At 69.8% G+C, this 26,927-nt stretch carries 25 protein-coding genes and 2 tRNA genes; 14 read left to right on the top strand and 13 right to left on the bottom strand.

The window, feature by feature from the left end; all coding sequences use genetic code 11:
• The first annotated feature begins 60 nt into the window (after window positions 1-60).
• The gene (locus tag AQJ84_RS16790) at window positions 61-1,458 is read left to right on the top strand and encodes a hypothetical protein (RefSeq protein ID WP_225877321.1); all 1,398 of its coding nucleotides are present in this window, start codon (window positions 61-63) and stop codon (window positions 1,456-1,458) included.
• A 36-nt stretch (window positions 1,459-1,494) separates the two neighbouring features.
• Here the strand turns inward: AQJ84_RS16790 and AQJ84_RS16785 are convergent, their stop codons facing one another.
• Both AQJ84_RS16785 and AQJ84_RS16780 read right to left on the bottom strand, forming a co-directional pair.
• Entirely contained in the window at window positions 1,495-3,384 is a 1,890-nt protein-coding gene (locus AQJ84_RS16785; protein ID WP_059198832.1) for a serine/threonine-protein kinase, read from the bottom strand.
• Between the two features lie 197 nt (window positions 3,385-3,581).
• Window positions 3,582-4,130, bottom strand: a complete 549-nt coding sequence (locus AQJ84_RS16780) for a helix-turn-helix domain-containing protein (RefSeq protein WP_030042209.1) — start codon at window positions 4,128-4,130, stop codon at window positions 3,582-3,584.
• 182 nt (window positions 4,131-4,312) lie between these two features.
• Here AQJ84_RS16780 and AQJ84_RS16775 point away from each other — a divergent pair.
• Window positions 4,313-4,385, top strand: a tRNA-Ala gene (locus tag AQJ84_RS16775).
• Window positions 4,386-4,537: 152 nt separating this feature from the next.
• Here the strand turns inward: AQJ84_RS16775 and AQJ84_RS16770 are convergent.
• Entirely contained in the window at window positions 4,538-5,251 is a 714-nt protein-coding gene (locus tag AQJ84_RS16770; protein WP_053191488.1) for a DUF5324 family protein, read from the bottom strand.
• 363 nt (window positions 5,252-5,614) lie between these two features.
• Between AQJ84_RS16770 and AQJ84_RS16765 the strand changes: the two genes are divergently transcribed.
• Window positions 5,615-6,148: a peptidylprolyl isomerase gene (locus tag AQJ84_RS16765; RefSeq protein WP_030042207.1), complete on the top strand. Its 534-nt coding sequence runs from the start codon at window positions 5,615-5,617 to the stop codon at window positions 6,146-6,148.
• Between the two features lie 148 nt (window positions 6,149-6,296).
• A complete protein-coding gene (locus AQJ84_RS16760) occupies window positions 6,297-7,184 on the top strand; it encodes a rhomboid family intramembrane serine protease (RefSeq protein ID WP_030042206.1) in 888 nt (295 codons plus the stop codon).
• Between the two features lie 264 nt (window positions 7,185-7,448).
• Here AQJ84_RS16760 and crgA read toward each other — a convergent pair whose 3' ends face one another.
• Window positions 7,449-7,703, bottom strand: a complete 255-nt coding sequence (gene crgA, locus AQJ84_RS16755) for a cell division protein CrgA (protein WP_030042205.1) — start codon at window positions 7,701-7,703, stop codon at window positions 7,449-7,451.
• 142 nt (window positions 7,704-7,845) lie between these two features.
• Between crgA and AQJ84_RS16750 the strand changes: the two genes are divergently transcribed.
• From AQJ84_RS16750 to AQJ84_RS16730, 6 genes are read left to right on the top strand one after another with little or no spacing between them, the layout of a single operon-like run.
• On the top strand, window positions 7,846-8,625 hold the full coding sequence (locus AQJ84_RS16750; protein ID WP_030042204.1) for a DUF881 domain-containing protein: 780 nt from the start codon (window positions 7,846-7,848) through the stop codon (window positions 8,623-8,625).
• Window positions 8,626-8,647: 22 nt separating this feature from the next.
• Window positions 8,648-9,343 carry a class E sortase gene (locus AQJ84_RS16745; RefSeq protein WP_030042203.1) on the top strand — a complete coding sequence of 232 codons (696 nt, stop codon included), beginning with the start codon at window positions 8,648-8,650 and terminating at the stop codon, window positions 9,341-9,343.
• Between the two features lie 16 nt (window positions 9,344-9,359).
• Window positions 9,360-9,557 carry a hypothetical protein gene (locus tag AQJ84_RS40975; RefSeq protein WP_198536320.1) on the top strand — a complete coding sequence of 66 codons (198 nt, stop codon included), beginning with the start codon at window positions 9,360-9,362 and terminating at the stop codon, window positions 9,555-9,557.
• On the top strand, window positions 9,554-10,192 hold the full coding sequence (locus AQJ84_RS16740; protein ID WP_030042201.1) for an aminodeoxychorismate/anthranilate synthase component II: 639 nt from the start codon (window positions 9,554-9,556) through the stop codon (window positions 10,190-10,192). Before AQJ84_RS40975 ends, AQJ84_RS16740 begins: the two co-directional genes overlap by 4 nt.
• A complete protein-coding gene (locus AQJ84_RS16735; RefSeq protein WP_053191483.1) occupies window positions 10,189-11,250 on the top strand; it encodes a class E sortase in 1,062 nt (353 codons plus the stop codon). Before AQJ84_RS16740 ends, AQJ84_RS16735 begins: the two co-directional genes overlap by 4 nt.
• A gap of 13 nt (window positions 11,251-11,263) precedes the next feature.
• A complete protein-coding gene (locus tag AQJ84_RS16730) occupies window positions 11,264-12,013 on the top strand; it encodes a class E sortase (protein WP_030042199.1) in 750 nt (249 codons plus the stop codon).
• 180 nt (window positions 12,014-12,193) lie between these two features.
• On the opposite strand, the gene pknB is transcribed toward AQJ84_RS16730, so the two are convergent.
• The 6 genes from pknB to AQJ84_RS16700 all read right to left on the bottom strand — a co-directional run bounded on the left by pknB (window position 12,194) and on the right by AQJ84_RS16700 (window position 20,386).
• Window positions 12,194-14,212 carry a Stk1 family PASTA domain-containing Ser/Thr kinase gene (gene pknB / locus AQJ84_RS16725; protein WP_053191481.1) on the bottom strand — a complete coding sequence of 673 codons (2,019 nt, stop codon included), beginning with the start codon at window positions 14,210-14,212 and terminating at the stop codon, window positions 12,194-12,196.
• A gap of 169 nt (window positions 14,213-14,381) precedes the next feature.
• Window positions 14,382-15,848 (bottom strand): peptidoglycan D,D-transpeptidase FtsI family protein, encoded by a 1,467-nt coding sequence (locus AQJ84_RS16720; RefSeq protein ID WP_030042196.1) that lies wholly within the window; start codon window positions 15,846-15,848, stop codon window positions 14,382-14,384.
• A complete protein-coding gene (locus AQJ84_RS16715) occupies window positions 15,845-17,281 on the bottom strand; it encodes an FtsW/RodA/SpoVE family cell cycle protein (RefSeq protein ID WP_053191479.1) in 1,437 nt (478 codons plus the stop codon). Before AQJ84_RS16715 ends, AQJ84_RS16720 begins: the two co-directional genes overlap by 4 nt.
• 27 nt (window positions 17,282-17,308) lie before the next feature.
• Entirely contained in the window at window positions 17,309-18,868 is a 1,560-nt protein-coding gene (locus tag AQJ84_RS16710) for a Stp1/IreP family PP2C-type Ser/Thr phosphatase (protein ID WP_053191477.1), read from the bottom strand.
• Window positions 18,869-18,966: 98 nt separating this feature from the next.
• Window positions 18,967-19,485, bottom strand: coding sequence for an FHA domain-containing protein FhaB/FipA (locus tag AQJ84_RS16705; RefSeq protein WP_053191475.1), 519 nt, complete (start codon window positions 19,483-19,485; stop codon window positions 18,967-18,969).
• Window positions 19,486-19,495: 10 nt separating this feature from the next.
• Window positions 19,496-20,386 carry an FhaA domain-containing protein gene (locus tag AQJ84_RS16700; RefSeq protein ID WP_053191473.1) on the bottom strand — a complete coding sequence of 297 codons (891 nt, stop codon included), beginning with the start codon at window positions 20,384-20,386 and terminating at the stop codon, window positions 19,496-19,498.
• 491 nt (window positions 20,387-20,877) lie between these two features.
• On the opposite strand from AQJ84_RS16700, the gene AQJ84_RS16695 reads away from it, so the two are divergent.
• Window positions 20,878-20,961, top strand: a tRNA-Leu gene (locus tag AQJ84_RS16695).
• 130 nt (window positions 20,962-21,091) lie between these two features.
• On the opposite strand, the gene AQJ84_RS43065 is transcribed toward AQJ84_RS16695, so the two are convergent.
• Window positions 21,092-21,271 (bottom strand): hypothetical protein, encoded by a 180-nt coding sequence (locus AQJ84_RS43065; RefSeq protein ID WP_030042192.1) that lies wholly within the window; start codon window positions 21,269-21,271, stop codon window positions 21,092-21,094.
• Between the two features lie 163 nt (window positions 21,272-21,434).
• Window positions 21,435-22,097: a TetR/AcrR family transcriptional regulator gene (locus AQJ84_RS16685; protein WP_051870064.1), complete on the bottom strand. Its 663-nt coding sequence runs from the start codon at window positions 22,095-22,097 to the stop codon at window positions 21,435-21,437.
• A 553-nt stretch (window positions 22,098-22,650) separates the two neighbouring features.
• On the opposite strand from AQJ84_RS16685, the gene AQJ84_RS16680 reads away from it, so the two are divergent.
• From AQJ84_RS16680 to AQJ84_RS16670, 3 genes are all read left to right on the top strand, one after another.
• Entirely contained in the window at window positions 22,651-24,084 is a 1,434-nt protein-coding gene (locus AQJ84_RS16680) for a DUF2252 domain-containing protein (protein WP_053191497.1), read from the top strand.
• A gap of 203 nt (window positions 24,085-24,287) precedes the next feature.
• Window positions 24,288-25,130 carry a J domain-containing protein gene (locus tag AQJ84_RS16675; protein ID WP_078632104.1) on the top strand — a complete coding sequence of 281 codons (843 nt, stop codon included), beginning with the start codon at window positions 24,288-24,290 and terminating at the stop codon, window positions 25,128-25,130.
• Between the two features lie 153 nt (window positions 25,131-25,283).
• Window positions 25,284-25,613 (top strand): rhodanese-like domain-containing protein, encoded by a 330-nt coding sequence (locus AQJ84_RS16670; protein ID WP_053191471.1) that lies wholly within the window; start codon window positions 25,284-25,286, stop codon window positions 25,611-25,613.
• 30 nt (window positions 25,614-25,643) lie between these two features.
• Here AQJ84_RS16670 and AQJ84_RS16665 read toward each other — a convergent pair whose 3' ends face one another.
• Window positions 25,644-26,777 (bottom strand): acyl-CoA dehydrogenase family protein, encoded by a 1,134-nt coding sequence (locus AQJ84_RS16665; RefSeq protein WP_053191470.1) that lies wholly within the window; start codon window positions 26,775-26,777, stop codon window positions 25,644-25,646.
• Between the last annotated feature and the right edge of the window lie 150 nt (window positions 26,778-26,927).

Below are 26,927 nucleotides of genomic sequence, written 5' to 3'. Positions count from 1 at the left end.
TGCGGGTGTTTCGGACGCCCGTACGGATTGCGCGGGTGGCACGCGGCGCGGCGGGGCAGGATGAGCGACAGTCCCGGTCCGGTGTACGACGAGGGGTGGCGCGTGATGGGGCGGCGTACGGCGTGGTGGCGGGCCGGGGCATGGTGTGGTCGTGGAACGGCCGTGCGGGTGGTCGCCGTGGCCGCGCTGCTGGGGACGACGGCAGGCCTGGCGGGGGCGCCCGCGAGGGCGGCCGACGCACCGGGTGCCTACGCGTTCGACGAGTACGCCCGATCGGTCACGGGCGCCACGAGCACCGCCGACGCCGAACCTCTGGAGCCCGGCACGACGTACCGCAGCTCCCTCCCCACCACCGGCCGGCTCCACTACCGCCTCGAACTCGACGTCACGTCGAACGCGTACGTCTCCGTCACCGCGGTCCCTCCCCCTGGTGCGACCGTTTCCGCCGGCGACGGCGTGAAGGTGTCCTTGCAGGACGCCGACAGCCACTCCTGCTCCGTGGACACCGCCGGCATCGGGGTCGGCCGCAGCGCGCACCCCGTCACCGCGCTCGTCGAGCGGAACGCCTCGCGCAGCGGGACCGTCTGCAAAGGGGCCGGCACGTACTACGTGCTCGTCGAGCGGGTCCGGAGAGGGGTGACCTCCTCCGTGGACGAGTGGGACATGGAGATCGCCCCGGTGTCCGAGCCGAAGCTCGAGCAGGTCGGTGACACGAGCGCACCCGAGGACTGGGACTCCGCCTCCCCCACGCCCCCCACCGGCGAGCCCGAGTCCCGCGAGGGCGGCGCGGGCTTCGACACGGCGACGTCCCTGGGCCAGGGCGTCTGGCGCGACGACATCCGGCCCGGGCAGACACTCTTCTACGAGGTGCCCCTGGACTGGGGCCTGCAGCTCTACGCCACCGCGGAACTCGGCAGCGTGAGCGGCGACGCCGGCTTCGTGCCCAGCGCGCTGAACCTCTCCCTCTACAACCCCGTGCGAGGCCAGGTCGACGACGATGGGGTCGGCTACGACGGCAGCCAACGGTCGGCGGCCCTGCGACCGCTCCCGCCCGTCGCCTACGCCAACCGTTACGCGGCCCCCGACCACGTCAGCGGCATGCGGTTCGCGGGCTCGTACTACCTTGTCGTGCACCTGGTGACGCAGATGGCCGAGGACTTCGGTGACGGGCCCTTCGACCTGACCCTGCGCGTCCGAACCGCGAACACCGTGGAAGCCGGCCCCGCCTATGCGGGCCAGTCCGAGCCACGGGGCATCTTCCAGGTCACGGCGGCACAGGATCGGGAGTCGGCGCAGGCGGGCGGGGCGTCGACGGACGCGTCGGCGGGCGGAGACGCCCTGATGAGGGTCCTCGCTGTGGGAGGCATCGGCGGCGGGACCGTGGTGCTGGTGGTTCTCGGGGTGTGGACGGGGCTGGGGCGTCGTCGGGGGCGGCCCGGCGCGAGGGCTGCCCTCTGACCGTCTGCCTTTTCGGCGCCGGTCGGTCGGTCCGGCTCAGATCTGGGCCAGTGCCCAGAAACCCACGGCATAGCAGGCCAGCGCGAGCAGCAGCAGCGGTATCGCCACCTTCGCGGGCGGGCCGGCGCGGCGTGCGGAGCGGGCTGCCCGGTGGCGCGGCTGCGACATCGCCTGCGCGGGAGGTGGAACCTGCGGGGCCTGAGCGGTGTACGAAGTAGTAGAGGGTTCAGCGCGCTGGTGCACTGCTGTTGCAGGGGCGGGAGGGGCGGTGGGAGGGATGTAAGGGGAGTGATGGGCGGCTGAGGCAGCGTGAGGCCGGGGGGAGGAGAGGACGTGGGTCGGGTCGTGGGGGGAGACGTACGGGGGCGGGGGAGTTGGGGGGTGCTGGGGCTCTGGTTGCCTCTGTGGCTGCGGGTGTTCGTGAGGGGTATGCGGGGCGGGCGTCTGACGGGCAGAGGTGGTGGTGGTCTGAGGGGGTGGCAGATGGAAGCTGCCGGTGTCCGACATGCTGAGCGGTTGCGCGGGGGTGGACGGCTGTCGCTGCGGGGGCGTTCCGTCGACCGGGGCCGATGCCGACCCGGTGCCTTGCCGGTAATCGGGGGATACGGCCCATGCGGTGGGGTGCGCGGAGCGGGCGCCGCTTGTCTCCGAGGGGGGTGCGGAGCCGGGAGCGGGGGCCGGGGAAGTCTGACCCGAGCCGGGCTGTACGGACCGCGAGGCGGGCCGGGCGGCTATGGAGCCGGGCTGAGCGGGCATGGAGCCGGTGCCGGAGGGAGCAGCCGCGGAGGACCAGCCGGGCTGCGAGGCCGTGTGCGCGTTGACCTGCGGTGCGGCCGCGGCGGATCCGCCCGACCCAGAGGCCGGATTCGCGGCTTCCGGGCCCTCTGGCTGCTGCTCCGGGAGGAAGGACGCGCCGTCTACTGCCGACAGGGAAGCTCCGTCGGTCCGCCACCGTGGGCTGCCGCTGCCGCTGCCGCTGCCGCTGCCGCTGCCGCTGCCGCTGCCGGTGCCGGCACCCGTGCTGGTGTCCACCCCCGGTGCGCGCTTGAGCGGGCCGGAAGCGGCGAAACCGGAAGGCAGGGGGCCGAGTTGGTCGAAGATCTCGATGATCTCGTCGTCGGGGCCGGGCTCGGGAAGGAGTTCAGCGGCGGAGGAGAGCGCCTTGCGCGCGCCCGTGGCCGTGCGGAAGCGGGCGTGAGGGTCTGGCTGCAGGAGAGAGGCCACGACCTGCCACAGGGGGTCGGGAATGCCCTGCGGGGCTCTCGGCGTGCCGTGCGCGGTGAAGTACTGGATGAGGGCCTTGGCGTCCGGCTTGGCGCCTTCCAGGAGGTACAGCGCGGTCAGTCCCACGGCGAACAGGTCGGCGGGGAAGTCCGGTTCAGCGCCCATCATCTGCTCGGGCGCGAGATAGCCGGGCGTCCCCACCACGAGGTTGGTCTCCGTCAGGCGCGGTTCGCCCAGCCGCATCGCGATGCCGAAGTCGGACAGCCGCAGCCGGGGCCGGTTCGTGCCCGTGGCTTCCAGGAGAATGTTGGCGGGCTTGATGTCGCGGTGGACGACGCCTTCCGCGTGCACCGCGTCGAGACCGGCGAGGAGCTGGTCGAGCAGCGTGCAGACGAAGGCGGGCGGCAGGGGGCCGTAGTCGCCGACGAGGTGGACCAGCGAGCCGCCGGCGACCAGGTCCATGGTGAACAGGACCTTGTCGTCGTCGGCGGCCCAGCTGGCCGGTGCGAGCACATGAGGGTGGTCGATCCGCAGCGCCTGTTCACGGACGAAGCGCAACAACGCGTGCGCGTCGCTCTGCTGCAGAACCTTGGCGGCGACATACCGACGACGGCGGTGGTCCCAGGCGCGCCAGACGGCACCCACTCCTCCGCGTCCGATCGGGTCGGCCAGTTCGTACCGGCCGGCGAAGACCTCACCCATGGTTGCGCGCCGCCCCTCCCCCTTCGGTGACCCCCTTGTTTCTCCTGCTTCCCCCGTGATGAGCGATACGACCCCTCTCACGCCCTCGTCGCTGCGGACACCCCCGTGTCCGTCCCGGCGAGGGGCGCGGCCCCCTCGTGTTCCTCCGCGGCCGACGGCCCGGCTGCCGAACCCCCTTCGACGACCGGGCCGCGGGGTCAGTTCTGGTGGGACTGGTAGTGCGTGACGGCGTCGGAGGTGCGGCCGGCGCCGTACACCCGGAGGAACTCTGCCAGTTCCGGGTGGGTCGGGGCGAGGGTGTCGGCCGCTTCGATGATGTCTCCCGCGGCCGCCACCGAGCGCAGCAGCGACTGGATCTCGCGGACCACCCGCTTGACCGTGGGCGCGCCCGAACTGCTGGTCGTCTGTGTGGTGTTGCTGAGCACCGAGCCCCCCTGAGACTTCTTGATCTCGTCCATGCGGTCGGTCGCCTCGGCCGCGCTGACGCTGCCGTCCGCGACCTGCCCCGCCAGGTCCTGCAGCAGTTGCACCCGCTGGACCACGGCAGGATTGCCGATCTTCGCCCGCTGGCCGCTCATCAGCTGCGACAGCATCGGTGCGGACAGTCCCAGTACCCCCGCGAGACGAGCCTGGTTCAGACCAAGATCGTCGATGAGCTTACGGAAGAGCGCCCCCAGTGGCTCCCCGTACCAGTTCCGCTGCAGTTCCCGCGCTCTTGCGGTTGCTTCCTGCTGTGCGGCGTCCATTGCGTCTCCCCATCGCTTTCCCCAAAAACGGTGGTTCGCTGTAGCGAACCACGCCGAGCATCTTACGGAGAGTGGTCGTTCACGGGGACCCCCCATCTTTTTGCGAGATCCAGGGGGTGACCCGGTACTCTGGTCTGCGTCGCCTCCCGGTACGCGGTACTTCCGGGGGGACGGCCATCTTCGGGGCCTTAGCTCAGTTGGTAGAGCGCTGTCTTTGCATGGCAGATGTCAGGGGTTCGACTCCCCTAGGCTCCACAGGAAAAAGTGCCCTCTGAACTGCGGAAACGCAGTTCAGAGGGCACTTTTGGTCAGCCGGTCGTTTCACGTGAAACGCCTGCTGACCGCAGCGCGCAAGACGTTGAGGGACGGAAGGCCACCGGCCCTCCGCCCCTCAACGGGAGTCTCAGTCAGCCGCGTTCGTCGCGGTGCGCAGCCTCCTCCTCGGCCTGCTTGGCCTGTACCTCCGGGTCCAGCACGGACTGGCCGGTACCGTCGACCGAGCTCAGACGGCCCGACTCGGGTACCTCCGTGGCGGCCGGCGGCTCGACCAGCCAGTCCGGGTTGGCCTGCTTGTCCCACCACTTCCAGGCGGCGAAGGCGCCGCCCGCGACCAGGCCCGTCACCGCCAGCGCCTTGGCCAGCCGACCGGCTCGCGCCCGCCGCTGGTGCTTGCGGACCAGCTTCTGGATCTCCTTCGGCGTGACCTGGCCCCGCAGGGCGGCCAAGGCGGCCACACTGCGAGCGGTGGCCTCGTCGCGGACGGGGCCGGTCGCGGCCACCGCCTGCTCCAGCCTGGGCAGGGAGTAGTCGGCGGCCTGCTTGGCGGCCTTGCGGGTACGGGACGCGGCCTCATGGGCGGCCTGGTCGACCTTCGGCGGGACATGGGCAAGGGCCTGCGAACGGGCCTGCTCCAGACGCGGCGCGAGATGGGCGTCGTACTGGACACGAGCCTGGTCGGCGGCCTGCGACACCTTCGGTGCCAGCCGTACGCGTGCCTCCTGCGCGTAGTGCGCGGCCCTGTCCTTGGCGGTGTCGGCGTAGGGCGCCACCACTTCCGCGGCGTGCAGCACGCTGTCCTTCGCCGAGCCGGTCGCGGCGCGCACGCTGTCGATGCGGGTCACGGGTTCCTCCTCCTCGGTGGCGTACGGTATTTCGACTTTCCACCCTTTTACGGATCATGCCTGTCGGGGAGCCTTCGGGCATGTGCGGGCGGGCATCCGGGTCACGGGCACGGACTCCGGACCATCTCCGATCAAGAACTCCTCAAGAACCGATCACGTGTAATAGCGGATGAATACCGGGCAACAGGAGCTTGTCGTCGACAATGCCACGGATCGTCGCCCCGCGCCCCCGCCCCGCGACCACTCGACTGGATTTCTGCGAGGGATTCCGTGCGTCGTCCGGCTCGCAGGCGGGTGCCGGGCGACGCACGGAACGAACCGTGCAAGGATCGGAAAGCACCGAAGGACGACGGAAGGCAGATCGTGGCCGAGCAGCTCTACGCCACCCTCAAGACGAACCACGGCGACATCGAAGTCCGGCTCCTGCCGAACCACGCCCCGAAGACGGTCCGTAACTTCGTCGAGCTCGCCCAGGGTGAGCGCGAGTGGACGCACCCCGCCACCGGTGAGAAGTCCACCAAGAAGCTCTACGACGGCACGATCTTCCACCGCGTCATCAGCGGCTTCATGATCCAGGGCGGCGACCCCCTCGGCACCGGCATCGGCGGTCCGGGCTACGAGTTCGAGGACGAGTTCCACCCGGACCTGTCCTTCAACAAGCCCTACCTGCTGGCCATGGCCAACGCCGGCCCGGGCACCAACGGCTCGCAGTTCTTCGTCACCGTCTCCCCGACGGCCTGGCTGACCCGCAAGCACACCATCTTCGGCGAGGTCACCGACCCCGCCAGCCAGAAGGTGGTGGACGCCATCGCCGCCGTTCCCACCACGCGTCCCAACGACCGGCCGGCCAACGACGTGGTCATCGAGTCGGTCGTCATCGAGACCCGCCAGGGCTGACAGCGCACGGACTCGCGTCCGGGAGTGACCACAGAGTTTCGCGTGCGGGCCGAGACCGCTCCGGCCCGCACTGAGGGAACCAAACGCCCCGCTCATCCGTAAGGATGGGCGGGGCGGTGCACGTGTGTACGACGACTTAGGGGATGTCATGGACCAGGCGGCGAGCAGTTCGCGGGACGCTCAGGGCCTGCCCGGCTGTTACCGGCACCCGGACCGCGAGACCGGCATCCGCTGCACCCGCTGCGAGCGGCCCATCTGCCCCGAGTGCATGGTCAGCGCCTCCGTCGGCTTCCAGTGCCCCGACTGCGTCCGGGGCGGCTCGGGCACCGGTCACGCCCCCACCGCCTCCCAGCCCCGCACCATCGCCGGCGGCACCATCGCGGCCGACCCCCGCCTGCTCACCAAGATCCTCGTCGGGATCAACCTCGCGGTGTTCATCGCCGTCCACGTCCGGACCTCGCTGCTGAACGACCTGGTCCTCATCGGCGCCTGGCCGCCGGCCCCCTTCGAACCCACCCAGGGCGTCGCCGGCGGCGAGTACTACCGCCTGGTCACCTCGATGTTCACGCACAACGAGGTCTGGCACATCGGTTTCAACATGCTCAGCCTCTGGTGGCTCGGCGGCCCTCTCGAAGCCGCTCTCGGACGGGCCCGCTATCTCACGCTCTACTTCGTCTCCGGCCTCGCGGGCAGCGTCCTCGCCTACCTACTCGCCTCGCCGACCACGGCCACCCTCGGCGCCTCGGGCGCCATCTTCGGCCTCTTCGGCGCCACCGCCGTCCTGATGCGCCGCCTCAACTACGATCTGCGGCCGATCATCGCCCTGCTGGTGATCAACCTGATCTTCACGTTCAACCCGGGCTTCAACATCTCCTGGCAGGCCCACATCGGCGGCCTCGTCGCCGGTCTCGTCACGGGCTATGCCATGGTGCACGCGCCGCGCGAGCGTCGCGCGCTGATCCAGTACGGCACCTGTGCGCTGGTCCTGGCCGTGATCGTGATCGTGACGCTGGTGAGGACCGCTCAGCTCACCTGAGCCCCTCGTTCTCCCAGCTGAGCGGATGTTGTCCACAGTGCGTGGCGAATCTTGTGCATAGTGTGCGGGAAAGCAGGTGCCCCCTGCCGCTGGCCCACGTTTCCGCAGGTCGGGCAGGGGGCGAACAGGCTTTCGGTTGCCGGTGTGTCAGTCGTACCGGCGTCAACACCCGATGGGTTATCCACAGATCGTCGTCTTTTCCCCAGCTCGCTGTGGAAATTTGCACGGGCCTGTGGATAACTCAGTGGATAGCCCTGGGCAGAGCTACTTCCACTGCGTGGAGACACCGAATCCGGCGGCGATGAAGCCGAAGCCCACCACGATGTTCCAGTTGTCCAGCGAGTCGATCGGCAGTGAACCGTCCGTCACGTAGAAGACGACGATCCAGGCGAGGCCGATGAGGAACAAGGCCAGCATCACCGGGGCGACCCAGGAGCGGCTGGTCAGCTTGATGGTGGTCGCCTGCTTCGCCGGGGGCGGCGTGTAGTCGGCCTTCTTGCGGATACGTGACTTCGGCACGAGGGTCTCTCCTGTCGATGCGCTGCGTGGCCGCGCAGGGAACTGGGGCGGGCTCCGGGGCAGCGTACAAGGGGACACTTAGTGCTCCCCCGGGCGTCCGTTAGCGTAGTGCTTCCGCGGCGCCGAAGGAGATAAGGGTACGTTGAGCAATTCTGCCGACTCCCCCGGGACGGGATCCAGCCCTGCCGGCCGACGAGGTTTTCGGCCTGTGCGTGTGCTCACGGCAGGCGTCTTCGCTCTCGCGGGGCTCATTTTCTTCACCAGCTTCGATACCGCCAAGGGCACCAACATCCGGACGGACACCTCCCTGCTGAAGCTTTCGGACCTCATCCACGAGCGCAGCCACAAGAACGGCGAGCTCGACGAGTCCAACGGCGCCCTGCGCCGCGACATCGAGTCGCTCGCCGAGCGGGACGACGGCAGCACCAAGGCCGAGGACGACAAACTCGCGGCCCTGGAGAAGAACGCCGGCACCCAGAAGCTCACCGGGCAGGCGGTCTCCGTCACCCTCAACGACGCCCCGCCGGACGCGACGGCCAAGCTCCCCGGCTACCCCGAGCCGCAGCCCGACTACCTGGTCATCCACCAGCAGGACCTCCAGGCCGTGGTGAACGCGCTGTGGAAGGGCGGGGCCAAGGGCATCAAGGTCATGGACCAGCGCCTGATCTCCACCAGTGCCGTGCGCTGCGTGGGCAACACGCTGATTCTTCAGGGCCGGGTCTACTCGCCGCCGTACAAGATCACCGCGGTCGGCGACCCGGAGGCACTGCAGAAGGCGCTCGCGGCGAGTCCGGCCATCCAGAACTACATGGTGTACGTCAACGTGTACGGACTCGGATGGAAAGTCGAAGAGGACGGGGCGGTGACTCTTCCCGGCTACTCGGGCACAGTGGATCTGCAGTACGCCAAGCCCGTGGAGTAGTCGGTCCCTTCTGGAGCTGCCGGTGCGTGTTGTCGTCAGGACCGTCAGCGAGATGTGCATCACCCTCGGCGCCCTGATCGTACTGTTCGTCGTCTATGTGCTGTTCTGGACGGGTGTGAAGGCCGACCACGTGATGGACGACCAGATCGACCGGTTACAGAGGCAGTGGTCGCAGGAGCCCGTTCGGCCCGCGGCGACGTCGGGGGCGCCCGGGAGCCCGCTGAGCCCGCCCGAGCCGGTGGCCTACAAGGCGGGGAAGCCGTTCGCGATCATGTACATCCCGCGTCTTGGTTTCACGTGGAACAAGCCGGTGCTCGAGAACACCGCCACCGGCACGCTGAAGAAGGGCCTCGGCCACTACGCGGGCAGCGCGCAGCTCGGCCAGACGGGCAACTTCGCGGTCGCCGGCCACCGGCGTACCTACGGCGACCCGTTCAAGGACTTCCCGCGGCTGCGACAGGGCGATGCGGTCGTGCTGACGGACGGCACCACCTGGTTCACGTATCGGATCGACAAAGGCCCTTACAAAACCGTGCCCTCCGACGTCGAGGTGATCGACGCTGTGCCACGTAAGTCGGGGTATACGCGTCCGGGCCGCTACCTCACACTGACCACGTGTGATCCGGAGTGGGGGCACAGCCACCGGCTGATCGTCTGGGCGCATCTCGACTCCACACAGCCTGTGGAGGCAGGGAAACCACCGGCTCTGCGCCGTTAGTCTGGTGCGGTACGGCGTGAGTCTGGTGCCGTGGTGCGAGGGAAGGGACGGCATGTACGGCTGGATCTGGCGGCATCTGCCGGGGAACGCGTGGGCGAAGGCGTTGGTCTCGCTCCTGCTGGTCGTTGCTGTGGTCTACGTCCTGTTCCAGTACGTCTTCCCGTGGGCCGAACCGCTGCTGCCCTTCAACGATGTGACGGTGGACAACCAGTGACTGCGCGGATTCTCGTCGTCGACAACTACGACAGCTTCGTCTTCAACCTGGTCCAGTACCTGTACCAGCTGGGCGCCGAGTGCGAGGTGCTGCGCAACGACGAGGTGTCGACGGCGCACGCCCAGGACGGCTTCGACGGCGTGCTGCTGTCGCCCGGTCCCGGCACGCCCGAGGAGGCCGGGGTCTGCATCGAGATGGTGCGGCACTGCGCCGGCACCGGGGTGCCCGTCTTCGGTGTCTGCCTGGGCATGCAGTCCATGCAGGTGGCCTACGGCGGTGTCGTGGACCGTGCGCCCGAGCTGCTGCACGGAAAGACCTCGCTGGTCGGGCACGAGGGCAGGGGCGTCTTCGCGGGCCTGCCCACGCCCTTCACGGCGACCCGGTACCACTCGCTGGCGGCCGAACCGGCGACGGTGCCGGCCGAGCTGGAGGTCACCGCCCGCACCCACGACGGCATCGTCATGGGCCTGCGCCACCGTGACCTGCCCGTCGAGGGTGTGCAGTTCCACCCCGAGTCGGTGCTGACGGAGCACGGGCACCGCATGCTGGCCAACTGGCTGCTGGAGTGCGGGGACCAGAACGCGGTGGCGAGGTCGGCGGGGCTCGCCCCGGTGGTGGGCAGGGCCACGGCGTGACCGCGCTGCGCCCCGAGCGCGAGGACGCGTACGGCGGGATGCCGTACGAGTCGTACGACTCGGTGCCCTACGACGCGGCCGCCGGCCACGAGGAGCCCTACCGGCCACCCCTCGACGACGAGACCGTGGCGTTGCGGATACCCGAGCCGCCGGCGCGCCCGGTCGGCGGCGAGCCCCTGTCCGCTTCTGACGCCTCAGCCGCCTCCTCCGCCACAGGAACCACCTCGGGTGGCCGTGCGGCCCGCAGGAAGGCCGCCAAGCGCCGTGGCGGGCGTCATGGTGCCGCCGTGGGGCCGGCGTCGGAGTCGCCGGAGGCTCCGGAGTCCTCGGAGGAGGGCAGGCCGCTCTCCCGGGTGGAGGCGCGGCGCCAGGCGCGGGCGCGCAAGCCCGGTGCGGCGGTCGTCGCGAGCCGGGCCGTGGGTGAGGTGTTCATCACCACCGGCGTGCTGATGCTGCTGTTCGTCACCTACCAGCTGTGGTGGACGAACGTCCGGGCGCACGCGCAGGCGGACCGGGAGGCGAGCAGCCTCCAGGACGACTGGGCGAACGGCAAGCGCAACCCGGGGGCGTTCGAGCCGGGTCAGGGCTTCGCCCTCCTGCACATCCCGAAGCTGGACGTCGTGGTGCCGATCGCGGAGGGCATAAGCAGCAAGAAGGTGCTGGACCGCGGCATGGTCGGCCACTACGGCGAGGAGCCGCTGAAGACGGCGATGCCCGAGGCCAAGACCGGCAACTTCGGACTGGCGGGCCACCGCAACACGCACGGCGAACCGTTCCGGTACATCAACAGGCTGCAGCCGGGCGACGCGATCGTCGTGGAGACGCAGGACGACTACTTCGTCTACAAGATGGCGTCGATGCTGCCGGTGACGTCGCCGAGCAACACGAGCGTGCTGGATCCGGTGCCGCCGGGGTCGGGCTTCACCAAGACGGGGCGCTACATCACCCTCACCACGTGCACCCCGGAGTTCACCAGCAAATACCGGTTGATCGTCTGGGGCAAGATGGTCGAGGAACGGCCGCGCAGCAAGGGCAAGCCGGATGCGCTCGTCGAGTAAGGGCAGATGACAAGTGGCAGCGACCACCGAAGGCACCGCAGAGCAGACCGACCCCTCCCAGCCCGCACCCGCGCCGCGTCGCCGCGGCATGGGCCGGATCGCGACGGCGGTCAGTGTCTTCGGCGAACTCCTCATCACGGCGGGCCTCGTTCTGGGCCTGTTCGTCGTCTACTCGCTGTGGTGGACGAACGTCCTGGCCGACCGCAAGGCGGATCAGCAGGGCGACAAGGTTCGTGACACCTGGGCTCACGAGAACCGTGGCCCCGGTGCACTGGACACCGGGGACGGCATCGGGTTCCTGCACGTGCCCGCGATGAAGAACGGCGAGGTCCTGGTCGAGAAGGGCACCTCCTCGAAGATCCTCAACGACGGTGTCGCCGGCTACTACACCGACCCGGTCAAGTCCGCGCTCCCGACCAGCGGCAAGACCGGCAACTTCTCCCTGGCCGCGCACCGGGACGGCCACGGCGCGCAGTTCCACAACATCGACAAGATCAAGAAGGGCGACCCGATCGTCTTCGAGACGAAGGACAAGTGGTACGTCTACAAGGCGTACGCGGTCCTTCCCGAGACCTCGAAGTACAACGTCAAGGTCCTCTCGGCGATCCCCAAGGAGTCCGGCAAGAAGAAGGCCGGCCACTACATCACCCTGACGACCTGCACGCCGGTGTTCACGAGCCGGTACCGGTACGTCGTCTGGGGCGAACTGGTCCGCACGGAGAAGGTGGACAGCGACCGGACGCCGCCCAAGGAACTCGGCTGACAGAGGCCCTTGAGGCACGAGTATCGCGGCACGACAGCACGACAGCACGACAGCACGACAGCACGACAGCACGACAGCACCGCGGCACGAAGCACCGCAGCACGACAGCACCGCAGCACGAAGCCCCGGCATCCTCCAGGTGAGGGTGCCGGGGCTTCGTCCGTGCTCAGCGGTGGGGGATCAGCTTTCCGTGCGGGCCGCTGTTCCCGTGGCGCCTCCGAAGAAGCCGCCGTTGTTCCCGCCGTTGTTGCCACCGTTGTTGCCGACGCCGATGGTCGTCAGAGTGATCTTGGTGCCGGCGGGGTCGTCGACCTCGCTGTTCGCCTGCGGGTCCTGCTGGCTCACGAACGCGGTGTCGCTCTGGTCGCTGCCGTTGGCGAACTGGATGTTGGTGAAGCCCGCGGCGTTCAGCGTCTGCTTGGCCTGGCCGACGGTCTGGCCGACGACGCTCGGGACCGGAGTCTTCTCCGCTGCCGCCTTGCCGACCTGGATGTTCACCGTGGAGTTCTTGTCGACTGAGGAACCCGCCTGCGGCGAGGTCTGGATGACCTTGCCGTTCTGGTTCTGGTCGTCGGTCTCGACCTCGGTGCAGTTGCCGACCAGGTTGTTGGCCGTCATCTGTGCCTTGGCCTCGTCACAGGACTTGCCGAGGACGTCGGGGACCGTGGACTTCTCCTCGGCCTTGGCGACGACGAGGGTGATCGTCGTGCCCTTCTCCACTTCCTCGCCCTTGATCGGATCCTGGTCGAGGACGGTGTTCGGGTCGTCGGCCGAGGACTCGCGGGACTCCGTCTTGATCTTGAAGTCGTAGTCCTCGCCCTCGAGCTTGTCCCTGGCCTCATCGACGTTCAGGCCGATCACGCTCGGGACGGTCACCTTCGGGGCGCCGGTGGAGATCACCAGGTTGACCGTGGAGTTCTTCTCGACTTCCTGGCCGGCGGCCGGATCCTGGTCGCAGACGTTGCCCTTGGCCTCGGTCTCGCAGGCCTTCGGTGTGGTCGTGACCGCCAGCCCGGCGTTCTTGGCCAGTCTCTTGGCGTCTGCCTCCGACTGGCTGACGAAGCTGGGCACCTTGACGGTGTTGTTGCTCACGCCGCCGCTGTCGAAGATCCACTTGCCGATGAGGATCGCGCCCACGAGCACCAGGACACCGGCCACGACCAGCAGGATCGTCGAGGTGCTCGACTTCTTCTGGCGGCGCCGGTCGGGGCGGTCGTCGTAGCCGTAGCCGCCGTCGTCCGGGTTCATGGGCGGCAGCATCGTGGTGGCGCCCGCGTCCGCGCGCAGGGCCGTCGTCGGCTGGTCGTCGGGGTAGCCGCCGTAGCCCACGGAGCCCATCGCCGCCGTCGCCGCGACCGGCTGACCGTCGAGGCAGGCCTCGATGTCGACGCGCATCTCGTCGGCCGACTGGTAGCGGTAGTTCGGGTCCTTGACCAGTGCCTTCAGGACGATGGCGTCCATCTCGGGCGTGATCTCGGGGTCGAAGACGGACGGGGCCTGGGGTTCTTCCCGTACGTGCTGGTACGCCACCGCCACCGGGGAGTCGCCCACGAAGGGCGGCCGGACCGTCAGGAGCTCGTAGAGCAGACAGCCCGTCGAGTAGAGGTCGGACCGCGCGTCCACCTGCTCGCCCTTGGCCTGCTCCGGGGAGAGGTACTGGGCGGTGCCGATCACGGCGGACGTCTGCGTCATCGTCATGCCGGAGTCGCCCATGGCGCGGGCGATGCCGAAGTCCATCACCTTGACCTGGCCGTTGCGCGTCAGCATGACGTTGGCGGGCTTGATGTCGCGGTGGACGATGCCGGCGCGGTGCGAGTACTCCAGGGCCTGGAGGATGCCGATGGTCATCTCCAGCGTGCGCTCCGGCAGCAGCTTGCGGCCGCTGTGGAGAAGCTCACGGAGGGTGGAGCCGTCGACGTACTCCATGACGATGTACGGGATCGAGACCCCGTCGATGTAGTCCTCGCCCGTGTCGTAGACCGCGACGATCGCGGGATGGTTGAGCGAGGCGGCCGACTGGGCCTCCCGGCGGAACCGGGCCTGGAAAGACGGGTCGCGCGCGAGGTCCGCGCGCAGCGTCTTCACCGCCACGGTGCGGCCGAGACGGGTGTCATGTGCGAGGTATACCTCCGCCATGCCACCACGACCGAGCACCTGGCCCAGCTCGTACCGGCCGCCGAGGCGACGCGGCTCTTCCATAGCTTCCTACCAGCCCTCTCCGTCGGTCCCGACCGGCACACGCGTGCGGTCGGTGGCTGCCGTCCGGGCCTACCGTACCCGGATAGCTTTGTGTGACCTGGCCAAGCCCGTCACCCGATACAGGACCGGTATCGCAACGTGCACCGATGTGAAGGGGACGTGATCGGGGTCACTTCTTGCTGTTGATGACCGCCTCCATCACGCTCTTCGCGATGGGCGCCGCGAGGCCACCGCCGGAGATGTCGTCACGCACGGCGCTGTCGTCCTCGACCACCACGGCCACCGCCACCGGCGAGCTGCCGTCGGCGAGCTTGGCGTACGAGAGGAACCAGGCGTACGGCTTCTCGCTGTTGTCGACACCGTGCTGGGCGGTACCGGTCTTGCCGCCCACGGTGACGCCGTCGATCTGCGCGTTCTTGCCGGTGCCGTCCTTGACGACCGTCTCCATCATCGACTGGAGGATCTGGGCGTTCTCCGACGACAGCGGCCGGCTCATCGCCTCCGGCTCGGTCGTCTCGATCGGGTCGAGGTTCGGAGCCTGGAGCTTGTCGACCATGTACGGCTTCATCAGCTCGCCGCCGTTGGCGACCGCCGAGGCGACCATGGCCATCTGCAGCGGAGTCGCGGCGGTGTTGTACTGGCCGATGGAGGACAGCGCGGTCTGCGACTCGTTCATGTCGTCGGAGAAGACCGAAGCGTTGGCGCGGACCGGCGTGAACTGCTCTGAGTTGAAGCCGAACTTCTCGGCCTCGGCGAGCATCTTGTCGTTGCCGAGGTCGGAGCCGATCTTGCCGAAGACGGTGTTGCAGGAGTACTGGAGGGCGACCCGCAGCGTGGCGTTCTTGCAGGGGATGTTGCCCTCGTTCTTCAGCTCGGTCGTGGTGCCGGGCATGGTCCACGGCAGAGGCGTGTCGGTCTTCTGGTCCGCTTCGCTGTAGAGGCCGTCCTCCAGCGCCGCGGCCGCGGTGACCACCTTGAAGGTGGAACCCGGCGGGTAGGTCTCGCGCAGCGCCCGGTTGAGCATGGGGTCGTCCGGGTTGTTCTTCTTCATGAGCTTCTTCCAGGCCTCCCCGTCGTTCGACCCGGCGATCGTCGAGGGGTCGTACGACGGGTAGGAGGCCAGGGCCAGGATCGCGCCGGTGGACGGGTCGATCGCGGCGACGGCGCCCTTGCCGCGTCCCTTGAGGCCGTCGTAGGCGGCCTTCTGGGCGGCGGAGTTGAGGGTGGTCACGACGTTGCCGCCCTGCTTCTTCTTGCCCGTGATCATGTCCAGGGTGTTGCGGAAGAAGAGGGTGTCGTCGGTACCGGTGAGGATGCCGTCCTCGAGGTTCTCGATCTGGCTGGTGCCGTAGGCCTGCGAGGCGTAGCCGGTGACGGGCGCCCACATGGCGCCGTCCTTGTAGGTCCGGACGTACTCGAAGTCGCCGCTGGAGACCTCCTTGGAGCCGGTGATCTCCTTGCCGTCGACGATGATGTCGCCGCGCGGGGTGGCGTACCGCTCGATGGCGACGCGGCGGTTGGCGGTGTCGGTCCTGAGCTCGTCCGCCTTGACGTACTGGAGCCAGTTGTCGCGGATGAGCAGCGTGAGGACGAGGAGTCCGCAGAAGATCGCGATCCGGCGCAGGGGCTTGTTCACGGGCGGACCACCTGGGTCATCTCGGCGTCGGGGTTCGGGGCGGGGGCGGGCGCCGGGCGGCGTGCGGTGTCGCTGATGCGTAGCAGGATGCCGATGAGAGCCCAGTTGGCGATGACGGCGGAGCCGCCGGAGGCCAGGAACGGCATCGTCATACCGGTCAGCGGGATGAGGCCCATCACGCCGCCCGCGACGACGAAGACCTGGAGCGCGAAGGCACCGGACAGACCGACGGCGAGCAGCTTGCCGAAGGGGTCACGGGCGGCGAGGGCGGTGCGCACGCCGCGCTCCACGATCAGGGCGTAGATCACCAGGATGGCCATGACGCCGGCCAGGCCGAGTTCCTCGCCGAAGGTGGCGAGGATGAAGTCGGAGTTGGCGGCGAACCGGATGAGGTCGGAGTGGCCCTGGCCGAGGCCGGTGCCGAGGGTGCCGCCGGAGCCGAACGCCCACAGGGCCTGCATGGCCTGCTCGGAGTGGCCGCCGACGCCCTGTCGGGAGAGCGTGTACTCCTTCATCGGGTCCAGCCAGGCCTGGACGCGCTGCTGGACGTGCGGCTCGAAGCTGGCCACACCGACCGCGCCTACGCCGGACATCAGCAGACCGAAGACGATCCAGCTGGTCCGCTCGGTGGCGACGTACAGCATGATGACGAACATTCCGAAGAACAGCAGCGAGGTGCCCAGGTCGGTCTCGAAGACCAGGATCAGGATCGAGATGAACCAGACGACCAGGATCGGGCCGAGGTCACGGCCGCGCGGCAGGTACAGGCCCATGAAGCGGCGGCTGGCCAGGGCGAGCGCGTCCCGCTTCACCATCAGGTAGCCGGCGAAGAAGATCGCCAGGACGATCTTCGCGAACTCACCGGGCTGGATGGAGAATCCGGCGACCGAGATCCAGATCTTGGCGCCGTAGATCGAGGTGCCGAGGCCCGGGACCAGCGGCAGGAGCAGCAGGATGAGCGCGCCGACCATCGAGATGTAGGTGTAACGCTGCAGGACGCGGTGGTCCTTGAGGAAGATCAGCACGGCGATGAAGAGCGCGATGCCCATGGCCGTGTAGAGCAGCTGGCGGGAGGCCGCGTTGCCCGCCTGGTTGATCGACTGCAGCAGTTCGGACTGGTCCAGTCTCCAGATGACGACCAGTCCCAGCCCGTTGAGCAGCGTGGCCAGCGGCAGCAGCAGCGGGTCGGCGTACGGCGCGAACTTGCGGACGACGAGATGGCCGATGCCGGCCAGCAGGCCGAGACCCAGGCCGTAGCTGAGCAGGCCGGCCGGGACCTTGTCGTCGATGGCCAGGCCCACGTTGGCGTAGGCGAACACAGGGATCACCACGGCGAAGACGAGCAGCGCGAGCTCGGTGTTGCGTCGGCTCGGGGTGCCGATGGCGCCGATGGTTGACGTGTGGTGCGTCGATGTGTTGGTAGTACTGCTCATCGTGTGACAGGGCCTCTCACGGCTCGGCTACTGCTTGTCGCACTGCGAGACGACCTTCTGCTCCTGGTCGGAGAGGCTGGGGCCGGGGGTGGGCGTGGGCGCAGTCGGGGACGGGGTGGGCGAGTTCGACGCCGACGGGTTCGGAGTCGGTGTGGCCTTGGACGTCAGTGAGACGGGTGTGGTTCCCGTGGTGCCGCCGGCCTCGCCTTCGCCGGTCTTGGCGTTGTTCTCCGCCTCGGCCTGCTCGCGCGCGGCTTCCTTCTTGCACGCGGAGGCCTGGAGGGCCAGAGAGTCGATCTTCGTCTGGGCGTCCTTCAGACCGCCCTCGGTGATCGTCGCCTTGACCTGCTTCTGCATGTACGTCGGCAGGTACTTGAGTTCGATCTCGGGGTGGTCCTTGTGCACCTTGGACAGCGAGACCCAGGCGAGATCCTGGCTGATGCCCTGGTAGAGGGCGACGTGCTCGCCGTTGGCGCCGACGTAGTACTGCGTCTGCGTCCAGCGCCAGCCGCCGTAGAGGCCGCCGCCGACGACGGCCAGCGCCAGGGCGATGTAGAAGGATCTCTTCAGCCACCTGCGGCCCTTGCGGGGCTTGACGAAGTCATCGTCGTCGTAGTCGCCGAAGCCGGCGGTGGAGATGAAGCCGGTGGTGTCGCCGGAGCCGGGCGGGCCGAACTCGCCGCCGCCCTGTCCGGGCACCTGGCGGCCGAGCCCGGAGGCGCGGCCGGCGGGGGTCTGCATGATGCCGTTGTCGTGCAGCTGGAGCTGGTTCTCGGCGACCGCGCCGACCACGACCGGGGTGTCGGACAGCTGCCCGGCGAGGGTGTCGCCGGTGTCGAGGTCGAGGACGTCGGCGACGATCACGGTGATGTTGTCGGGGCCGCCGCCGCGCAGCGCGAGCTGGATGAGCTCCTGCACGGTCTCCTGGGGGCCCTGGTAGCTGGCGAGGGTGTCCTCGAGGGTCTGGTGGGACACCACCCCGGACAGACCGTCGGAGCAGATCAAGTAGCGGTCGCCGGCGCGGACTTCACGGATGGAGAGGTCGGGCTCGACGTGCTCGCCGCTGCCCAGCGCGCGCATCAGCAGGGAGCGCTGCGGGTGGGTGGTGGCCTCTTCCTCGGTGATCCGGCCCTCGTCGACCAGCCGCTGCACCCAGGTGTGGTCCTGCGTGATCTGGGTGAGGACGCCGTCGCGGAGCAGGTAGGCGCGCGAGTCGCCGACATGCACCAGGCCCAGGCGCTGGCCGGTCCACAGCAGCGCGGTGAGCGTGGTGCCCATGCCCTCCAGCTGCGGGTCCTCCTCGACCATGGCGCGCAGCTGGTCGTTGGCGCGCTGCACGGCGGTGCCGAGCGAGGTGAGGATGTCGGAGCCGGGCACGTCGTCGTCGAGGGCGACGATGGTGGAGATGGCCTCGGAGGAGGCGACCTCGCCGGCCGCCGCGCCGCCCATGCCGTCGGCGATGGCGAGCAGGCGGGGCCCGGCGTATCCGGAGTCCTCGTTGCCCTCCCGGATCATGCCTTTGTGCGATCCGGCGGCGAAGCGCAGTGACAGACTCATGCGCACCTCGCCCGTCGGCTCCGGGTACATCCGCACGGTGCCCACCCTCCGGTCGGGAGCGCGCCGGGGCCCGGGGTGCCGGGCGCCGCTGCGTGCTCGCTCCGCTCGCGCTCATTCATGACGTGGCACTACTTCCGCAGCTCGATGACGGTCTTGCCGATGCGGATCGGCGCGCCCGGTCCGATCGGCGTCGGGGTCGTCAGCCGCGTTCGGTCGAGATACGTGCCGTTGGTGGAGCCCAGGTCCTCGACGATCCACTGGCCGTCGCGGTCCGGGTAGATCCTGGCATGGCGGCTGGAGGCGTAGTCGTCGTCCAGCACGATGGTGCTGTCGTGCGCCCGGCCCAGGGTGATGGTCTGGCCCTGGAGCGCGACGGTGGTGCCCGTGAGTGTGCCCTCGGTCACCACCAGTTTGGTGGGTGCGTTACGACGCTGGCGGCCGCCGGCGGCCTGCTGGCGCTGTTGCGGAGGCGCGGCCGCCTGGCGGGCGGCGGCCTGCTGCTGCCGTCCGCTCTCCCGGCGCGAACCGCGCTGGGTGACACGCGTACCGAACAGGTCGCTGCGGATGACCTGCACGGCCACGATCACGAACAGCCACAGTACGGCCAGGAAACCCAGCCGCATGACCGTGAGGGTCAGCTCTGACATTGCCCCCGCTTCACCCTTCGGCTTGCCGGTAAATGATGGTGCTGCTGCCCACGACGATCCGCGAGCCGTCGCGGAGCGTAGCGCGGGTGGTGTGCTGCCCGTCCACCACGATGCCGTTGGTGGAGCCGAGATCCTGGATCGTCGAGGGCGTTCCGGTCCGGATCTCGCAGTGCCGGCGGGAGACGCCGGGGTCGTCGATCCGCACGTCGGCCTCGGTGCTGCGACCCAGCACCAGCGTCGCGCGGGAGATCTGATGGCGGGTGCCGTTGATCTCGATCCAGTGGCGCATTCGACCGCCGGCCGCGGGTGCCGGGGCGGCCGGGGACCGCCCTGCGCCGCCTGCGGGCTGCGGGTAGCCGTACCCTCCGCCGCGGCCGCCGGGCGGCGGTGCCGCCGGCATGGGCGGGGCACCGGCGGGCGCGGCGGCCGGCGGGTAGCCGTAGCCGCCGGGGGCCCCGGGGGCGCCGGCGGAGGGTCGTCCGGCCGGAGCGGACGGGGCCGCCGGCCCGGAGGCCTGCTGGTTGGTGGAGGAGGCGAGCGTACGGCTGCGGACCCGGTACAGGCCGGTGTCGAGGTCGTCCGCCTTCTCCAGGTGGACCTTGATGGAGCCCATGAAGCTGTAGCGCTGCTGCTTGGCGTAGTCGCGCACCATGCCGGCGAGCTCGTCGCCGAGCTGACCGGAGTAGGGGCTGAGCCGCTCGAAGTCCGGCGTGCTCAGCTCCACGATGAAGTCGTTGGGGACGACCGTACGGTCGCGGTTCCAGATGGTCGCGTTGTTGTCGCACTCGCGCTGGAGCGCTCCCGCGATCTCCACGGGCTGCACCTCGGACTTGAACACCTTGGCGAAGGTGCCGTTGACCAGACCTTCGAGGCGCTGCTCGAACTTCTTCAGGACTCCCATGGGGCACCTCCTCCGTAGCTGCTGCCGTCCTGTGTCCCGCTGAGCGGGCACTGCCGTGCCGGGTACTGCTGGTACTGCTTACTGATCGTATCCACGCGCCGGTAAATCGGCTGGTTCCCCCTGTCGGACCGGTCGACGGGTGTCGACGCCTCCGAAGTTCCCTCCGGAGCTCCCCTTCGAACTCTTCTCGGACGTAGTCCTGTCCAGGATCGTAGAGGCGGCCGTAGACCAGTGTCCCGCACCGGACTGTGGACCCGGACCGGCTCCTGGGGAGACGGCCGCTACCGGTACGAGGTTGATACGTGAACCGGTCGACGTTGATACGTAGTCGAAGGGCACGAGGACGGGTGACAGGGGAGGGGACGACGACCGTGCTGGTGGGCGGCTGCCCGGCCATAAGGGATGTGAACCCACCCCTTCCAGCGTGCTAATGTTCTGCGTGTCGGAAGGCGCCGGACCCCAAGGGGGAAGGGCCCGAGGACACACCCAATGCGCGGGTGGCGGAATAGGCAGACGCGCTGGATTCAGGTTCCAGTGCCCGAAAGGGCGTGGGGGTTCAACTCCCCCCTCGCGCACAGCGAACGGGTCTTCACCAGTGACGAAAGTCACGGTGAGGGCCCGTTTCTCGTGGGACAGAGGCAGGGCCCCGGCGGTGAGGTATCTCACGGTCGGGGCCCTGCCGTCGTTCCGCGTCGCTCGTCCCGGTCACGGAGCGGGCGGAAGTGGCCGGCGGGCCACCTCGTCGGCCTCCTGGGGGGTCAGGCCGGGCATGCGCAGCACCAGGGCGGCCATCTGCTCGCCGGCCCGCGGGCCGGCCACCTCCGGGTGTACGGCTTCGAACACCTCGGCGTCGAACACCTCGGCCGGATTGTCGACGGCCTCCACGATGTGGTCGATCAGCTCCCCGTACTCCTCCAGCGCGTCCGTGACGGCCGCGTCGAAGGGGGGCGGTCTTGCTGTCGCGTTCTTTGCTGTCGGTGGACTTCTGCGCGGGCACGGGCTCAGCGTGGGACAGGCGTTACATGGATGCGCAGTATTGAGCTGATCATCAGGATTGATCAGCTGTGTTAGGGATGGGTTCGACCTCAGGTGCCGGTACGGTACGCAGGTGTCGAAGGGTGGCTTCCGCCTCCGTGCGGGTCCTTCCGACGGCCAGCAGGACCGCGGTCACGGCGGCGGAGGCGGAGCCTTCCCATGTCTCGTCGTTCACCGACTCCAGCATCGACACGACGACCGACTCCACTACGTGGGCCAGGACCGGCGCTGGGAGATGGTCGGCGAACACTCCGTCCCGCTGCCCCCGCGCGAGCAGTTCCCCGGCCAGATCCCGTACGGGGGTCAGCGCGCCGCGGATGTCGCCGTCCAGGTTGCGGCGGCCGAGGGTGATCAACATGCGGAAGCGGTCGCCGATGCCCCAGACGGCAGTGATGTAGCGGGCCAGGGCCAGGTCGGAGGACTCGACGGGGTTCTGCTCCGCGACGAACGCCTGGCGTAGCGTCTCCACGGCGTCGTCCGCCAGGGCGTTGAGGAGGACCTCCCGGCTGGCGAAATGGCCGTAGAGCGTGCGGCGGGCGATTCCTGCCGAACGGGCGATGTCGTCGATGGTCGTTTCCGGATCCTGGCTCAGCGTCTCGCGGGCGGCGTCCAGGATGCGCCGCCGGTTCGCCTGCGCGTGCCGCCGCCGCGGCGCCGCCTTCGCGCTCTCAGTCATCGCCTGCTCCTCGTGTTGCTCTGGCGAAGACTTGCATATGGGCGGGAGGCGGGGTGGGGGGTGGTCAGGGGCCTCGTCCGGTTGCTGTCCGGTTGCTGTCCGGGTGGGGGCGGGCGGTGGGCGCTCGGTCGGCGCTCGGTCGGCTTCACCCGGTCGGCGGGCTGTACGCGGCGAGGCGCTCGGCTAGTGGGCGAAGGGGCATTGGCCGGAGGGGAGCGGCGGGGCGAAGGGGCATCGGCTGGAGGGGGAGCGGCGGGGCGAAGGGGCATCGGCCGGAGGGGGAGCGGTCGGCGGGCTGCTGAGGCCGGTGGCTGCGTTCGCTCGCAGTCGGTGGTCTCCCGACCGGGCGACGAGGCGGTGGCTTCGGCGGTTGCATTCGGCTGTTGCAGGGGCGGCGGAGCGTGCGGGTGGCCGTGTTTTCCACAGCCGGGGAGTCGTCCACAGGACCTGACGCGTTTCGGCCACTCGCTGTACCGTCGGCATGAGTTGATGTTCGTGCGTGAGTGCCAGTGCGGGGGAGGCGGTCGACGTGACCGAGGTCGGTGCGGAGACGGTGGCCGGAGGCGCGGTCCAGGGTCAGCAGACGACGAGTACCGGGGGTGCCCACCGGCTCCCCCGGGTCCCCGGGTTCGCCGAGTGGCCTGCCCCGGGCACGCCCAAGGAGGAGGGCAAGGCGCTGCGGCAGAGCGTCCCGCGCAGCGCGCACGCCACCCTCGACCTGGACGGTGACCGGCCCGACGCGGTGAGCGCGGTCGAGGAGTCGAGCCGAGGCCGTATCCCCGAGCTCACGCCGATACGGATCGGCAGGATGGCGGCCACCCCCTTCGCCTTCCTGCGTGGTTCGGCCGGCCTCATGGCGTACGACCTGGCACGCACGCCCATGACGAGGATCCGCGCCCAGATCTGCGGTGACGCCCACGCCGCCAATTTCGGCCTGTACGGCGACGCGCGGGGCGGCCTGGTCATCGATCTGAACGACTTCGACGAGACGGTGCACGGCCCCTGGGAGTGGGATCTCAAGCGGCTCGCCGCCTCCCTCGTGCTCGCCGCCCGTGAGGCGGGCGCCGACGAGGACACCTGCCGCAAGGCCGCGAACGACGCGGCGGGTGCCTACCGCCGCACCATGCGGCTGCTGGCCAGGCTGCCGGTGCTGGACGCGTGGAACGCCATCGCGGACGAGGAACTCGTCTCCCACACGGACGCCCACGACCTGCTCGGCACGCTGGAGCGGGTCTCCGAGAAGGCGCGGGCCAACACCAGCGGGCGCTTCGCCGCGAAGGCCACGGCGCCGACCGAGGACGGCGGTCGCGGGTTCGTCGACGCCCCGCCGGTGCTGCGCCGCGTCCCCGACGTGGAGGCCGCGATGGTGGCCGCGTCCCTGGAGGAGTACGTGACCTCGCTCTCCGAGGACCGCCTCCCGCTGCTGGCCCGCCACGCGGTGCACGACGTCGCCTTCCGCGTCGTCGGCACCGGCAGCGTCGGCACTCGTTCGTACGTCGTCCTGCTGCTCGACCACCGCGGCGAACCGCTCGTCCTCCAGGTCAAGGAGGCCCGCCCCTCGGCGCTGGTGCCGCATCTGGTGAGCGCCGGGTTCGATGAGCCGGAGACGGACCACGAGGGCCGGCGGGTGGTCATGGGACAGAAGCGCATGCAGGTGGTCAGCGACATCCTGCTCGGCTGGACCTCGGTCGACGGACTGCCTTTCCAGGTACGGCAGTTCCGTAACCGCAAGGGCAGCGTCGACCCCGCCGCCCTCGCCGCCGACGAGCTGGACGACTACGGCCGGATGACCGGCGCCCTGCTGGCCCGCGCCCACGCCCACAGTGCCGACCCGCGACTGATCGCCGGCTACTGCGGCAAGAACGAGGAACTGGACGAGGCGATCACCGCGTTCGCCGTCGCCTACGCCGACCGCACCGAGGCGGACCACGCGGAGCTGGTTGCGGCGGTGCGGTCGGGGAGGATCGCGGCGGAGATGGGGGTGTGACGGCGGGGGGACGGTGGGTGACGGCGGGCGCCGGCCCTGTGCGGCGGCCCTGTGCGGCGGCCCTGTGCGGCGGCCCTGTGCGGGTCCGACGCTGCTGGTAGCCGGGCGTCGGGAGGCGTGTCGGGCGTGGCCCTGGGCGGCGACGGCCCTCCGGTCTCCCGGCGGGATCCGAGTGCGCCGGTGCCGTGGCCTAGGCTGGTCGGGTGACGACCCCGGAAGCTGAGCAAGGTGGTGTCGCCGGTGAGGACCGGGCGACGCCCGACGGTGGTGTGCCCAGGCCCGAGGAGAGGCTGGAGCGGGCCGTACGGGCCGCGGAGCAGGCGCTGATCGAGTACGAGATCGCGGTCGAGACCTTCCGCATCGAGGTCGAGAACTTCTCGCGGCTGCATCACCAGAAACTCGGCCCGATGTACACCCGCCTCGACGAGCTGGACGCACAGATCGCCGAGGCCAGGGCCGCCCGCACCGGCGACCCCGAGGATCGGCGCAAGGCGGACGAGGCACGGGCCCGGGTCATGCCGATGCCAGGTGTCGAGGAACTCTTCCACGGCTGGATGGACGGCGAGGGCCTGTCCCCGGAGGCCGAGGCGATGCTCACCGATCGGCAGGTCCGGCCCCCGCAGCGGGTACGACCCAGCGAGGAGGCCCGCAAGCTCTACCGCGAGCTGGCCCGCAAGGCCCATCCCGACCTCGCCCAGGAGGACGCGGAGCGCGAGCGCCGCGAGGAGTTCATCACCCGGGTCAACGCGGCCTACGCCCGTGGCGACGAGGCGCTGCTCGCGGAGCTGGCCGAGGAGTGGGCCGCCGGGCCGAAGCTCCCGGAGCAGGGACCGACTCCCAGCGAGGAGCTCTACGCCCGCCTCGAATGGCTTGCCCAGCGCAAGGAGATGCTCGCCCTGGTCGCGCGGGAGCTGGAGGAGAGCGCGATCGGTTCGATGCTCCGGATGGCCCCGGACGACCCGGACCATCTCCTGGACGAGGTCGCCGAGCAGCTCCTGGCCCAGCTCACGGAGCGCGAGGCGGAACTGGCGGAACTGCTCGGCTAGCCGGTGCCTGCCTGGACTCTGTGCCGGGTGCCCGCGCCTGTGCCAGGGGCTGGGTGCCGACCGCAGGGCGCCTGCTCTGGTCGTCGGCTCTGGCCGTCGTCCGCGCCCCGGGTCTCGTCAGGTAGCGTCGGACGTATGCATTTCGGAGCTGGTGTGCCCACGGTCGAGGTCACGGACCTCAAGGACGGCGACTTCCTGCTGGACGTCCGCGAGGACGACGAGTGGCAGGCGGGTCACGCCGCGGGGGCGCTGCACATTCCCATCAGTGAGTTCGTCGCCCGGTACGGGGAGCTGACCGAGGCCGCGCCGCAGGACGGCCGGGTCAACGTGATCTGCCGTTCCGGCGGTCGGTCGGCGCAGGTCGCGATGTACCTGGTCCAGCAGGGCATCGACGCCGTGAACGTCGACGGCGGTATGCAGGTGTGGGCAGCCGCCGGCCGCCCCGTCGTCACCGACGAGGGGCAGCAGGGCTTCGTCCTCTAGCGGCCGGCCGCCGACGGCCGGTCCGGGAGTTCAGGCGAGCGGATGGGCCGCCAGCAGGTCGCCCAGGGTCTCCTCGTGCGCCGCCGCCGGGCCCAGCGACAGCTCCAGGTGTTTGGCCCAGGCGTGGTACCGGTGCAGGGGATAGTCGACGTCGGCGCCGAACCCGCCGTGCAGGTGCTGCGCGGTCTGCACGACCCTCCGTACGCCCTCCGAGGCCCAGATCTTGGCCACGGCCACGTCACCGGAGGCGGGCAGCGGCCCCGGTGCGCCCGCGGCGATCCGCCACGCGGCCTGCCACATGGTGACCTCCATGGCCCGCAGGTCGATGTAGCGGTCGGCGGCCTGCACGGCGACGGCCTGGAAGGTGGCGACCGGGAACCCGAACTGCTCCCGCTTGCTGGTGTATTCGCCGGTCATCCGCAGCACCCGCTCCCCCAGGCCGAGCGCCAGCGCGCACGTCCCGGTGGTCAGCAGATCCCGCAGCCACTGCCACGCCCCGGGGGCGTCGATGACGTCCCGGTCCGCGATCCGTACGCCGTCCAGGCGCAGTTCGCCGAGCCGTTCGCCGGTGGTGGAGATCTGCTCGGCGAGCCCGACCCCGGGGTGAACGCGGGGGACCAGCGCGAGCAGGGTCCGGTCGGCGGTGGTGTGCGCGGGGACGAGCACGAAGTCGGCGGAGTGTGCCCAGGGCACCGCCGTATGCACTCCGTCCAGCACCCAGGCCTCCGACTCCTGCCGCGCGCTCACCGCGAGTTCGGCCGGGTCATGTCCGGTGCGCCCGTTCGCGGCAACGGTCAGGACCACCTCGCCACGGCCTGCCCGGGCCGCCAGGCCGGCCTTCAACTCCGCTCCGCCGAAGGTCTGTACGGCGGCGAGCGCGGCGCTGCTCTCCAGCAACGGAACCCGCGCCAGCACCCGCGCCGCCTCCCGAAGCACCAGGCACAGGGCGACGGCGTCCAGGCCCGCCCCGCCGAACTCCGGGTCCAGCAGCAGGCTCAGCAGGTCGGCGTCGGCGAGCTTGGCCCACAACGCGCGGTCGAAGTCGTCCGCGACGGCGCCCGGGGTGAGGGCGGGACTGGGCACCGCGTCCGGGGCGACACCGGCGAACACCCCGCGCGCCGCCTCGGCCGCCGCCTGCTGCTCCTCGCTGAAGGTGAAGTCCACGGTCCCTGCCCTCCCACCCGCACACCGGCCCACCGGCCGGGCGGACAACCCGATCTGACGATCCGTCAAGATAGAACAGGTTCTAGAAGAAGGGAACGCAAGAAGCGAGGCGATCGGGAGGGGACTGATTGGGAAGGGACTGATCGGGAA

The sequence above is a fragment of the Streptomyces resistomycificus genome, from assembly GCF_001514265.1.
GTDB classification, from domain to species: domain Bacteria; phylum Actinomycetota; class Actinomycetes; order Streptomycetales; family Streptomycetaceae; genus Streptomyces; species Streptomyces resistomycificus.
This window is presented reverse-complemented; position numbering and strand designations above follow the sequence as displayed.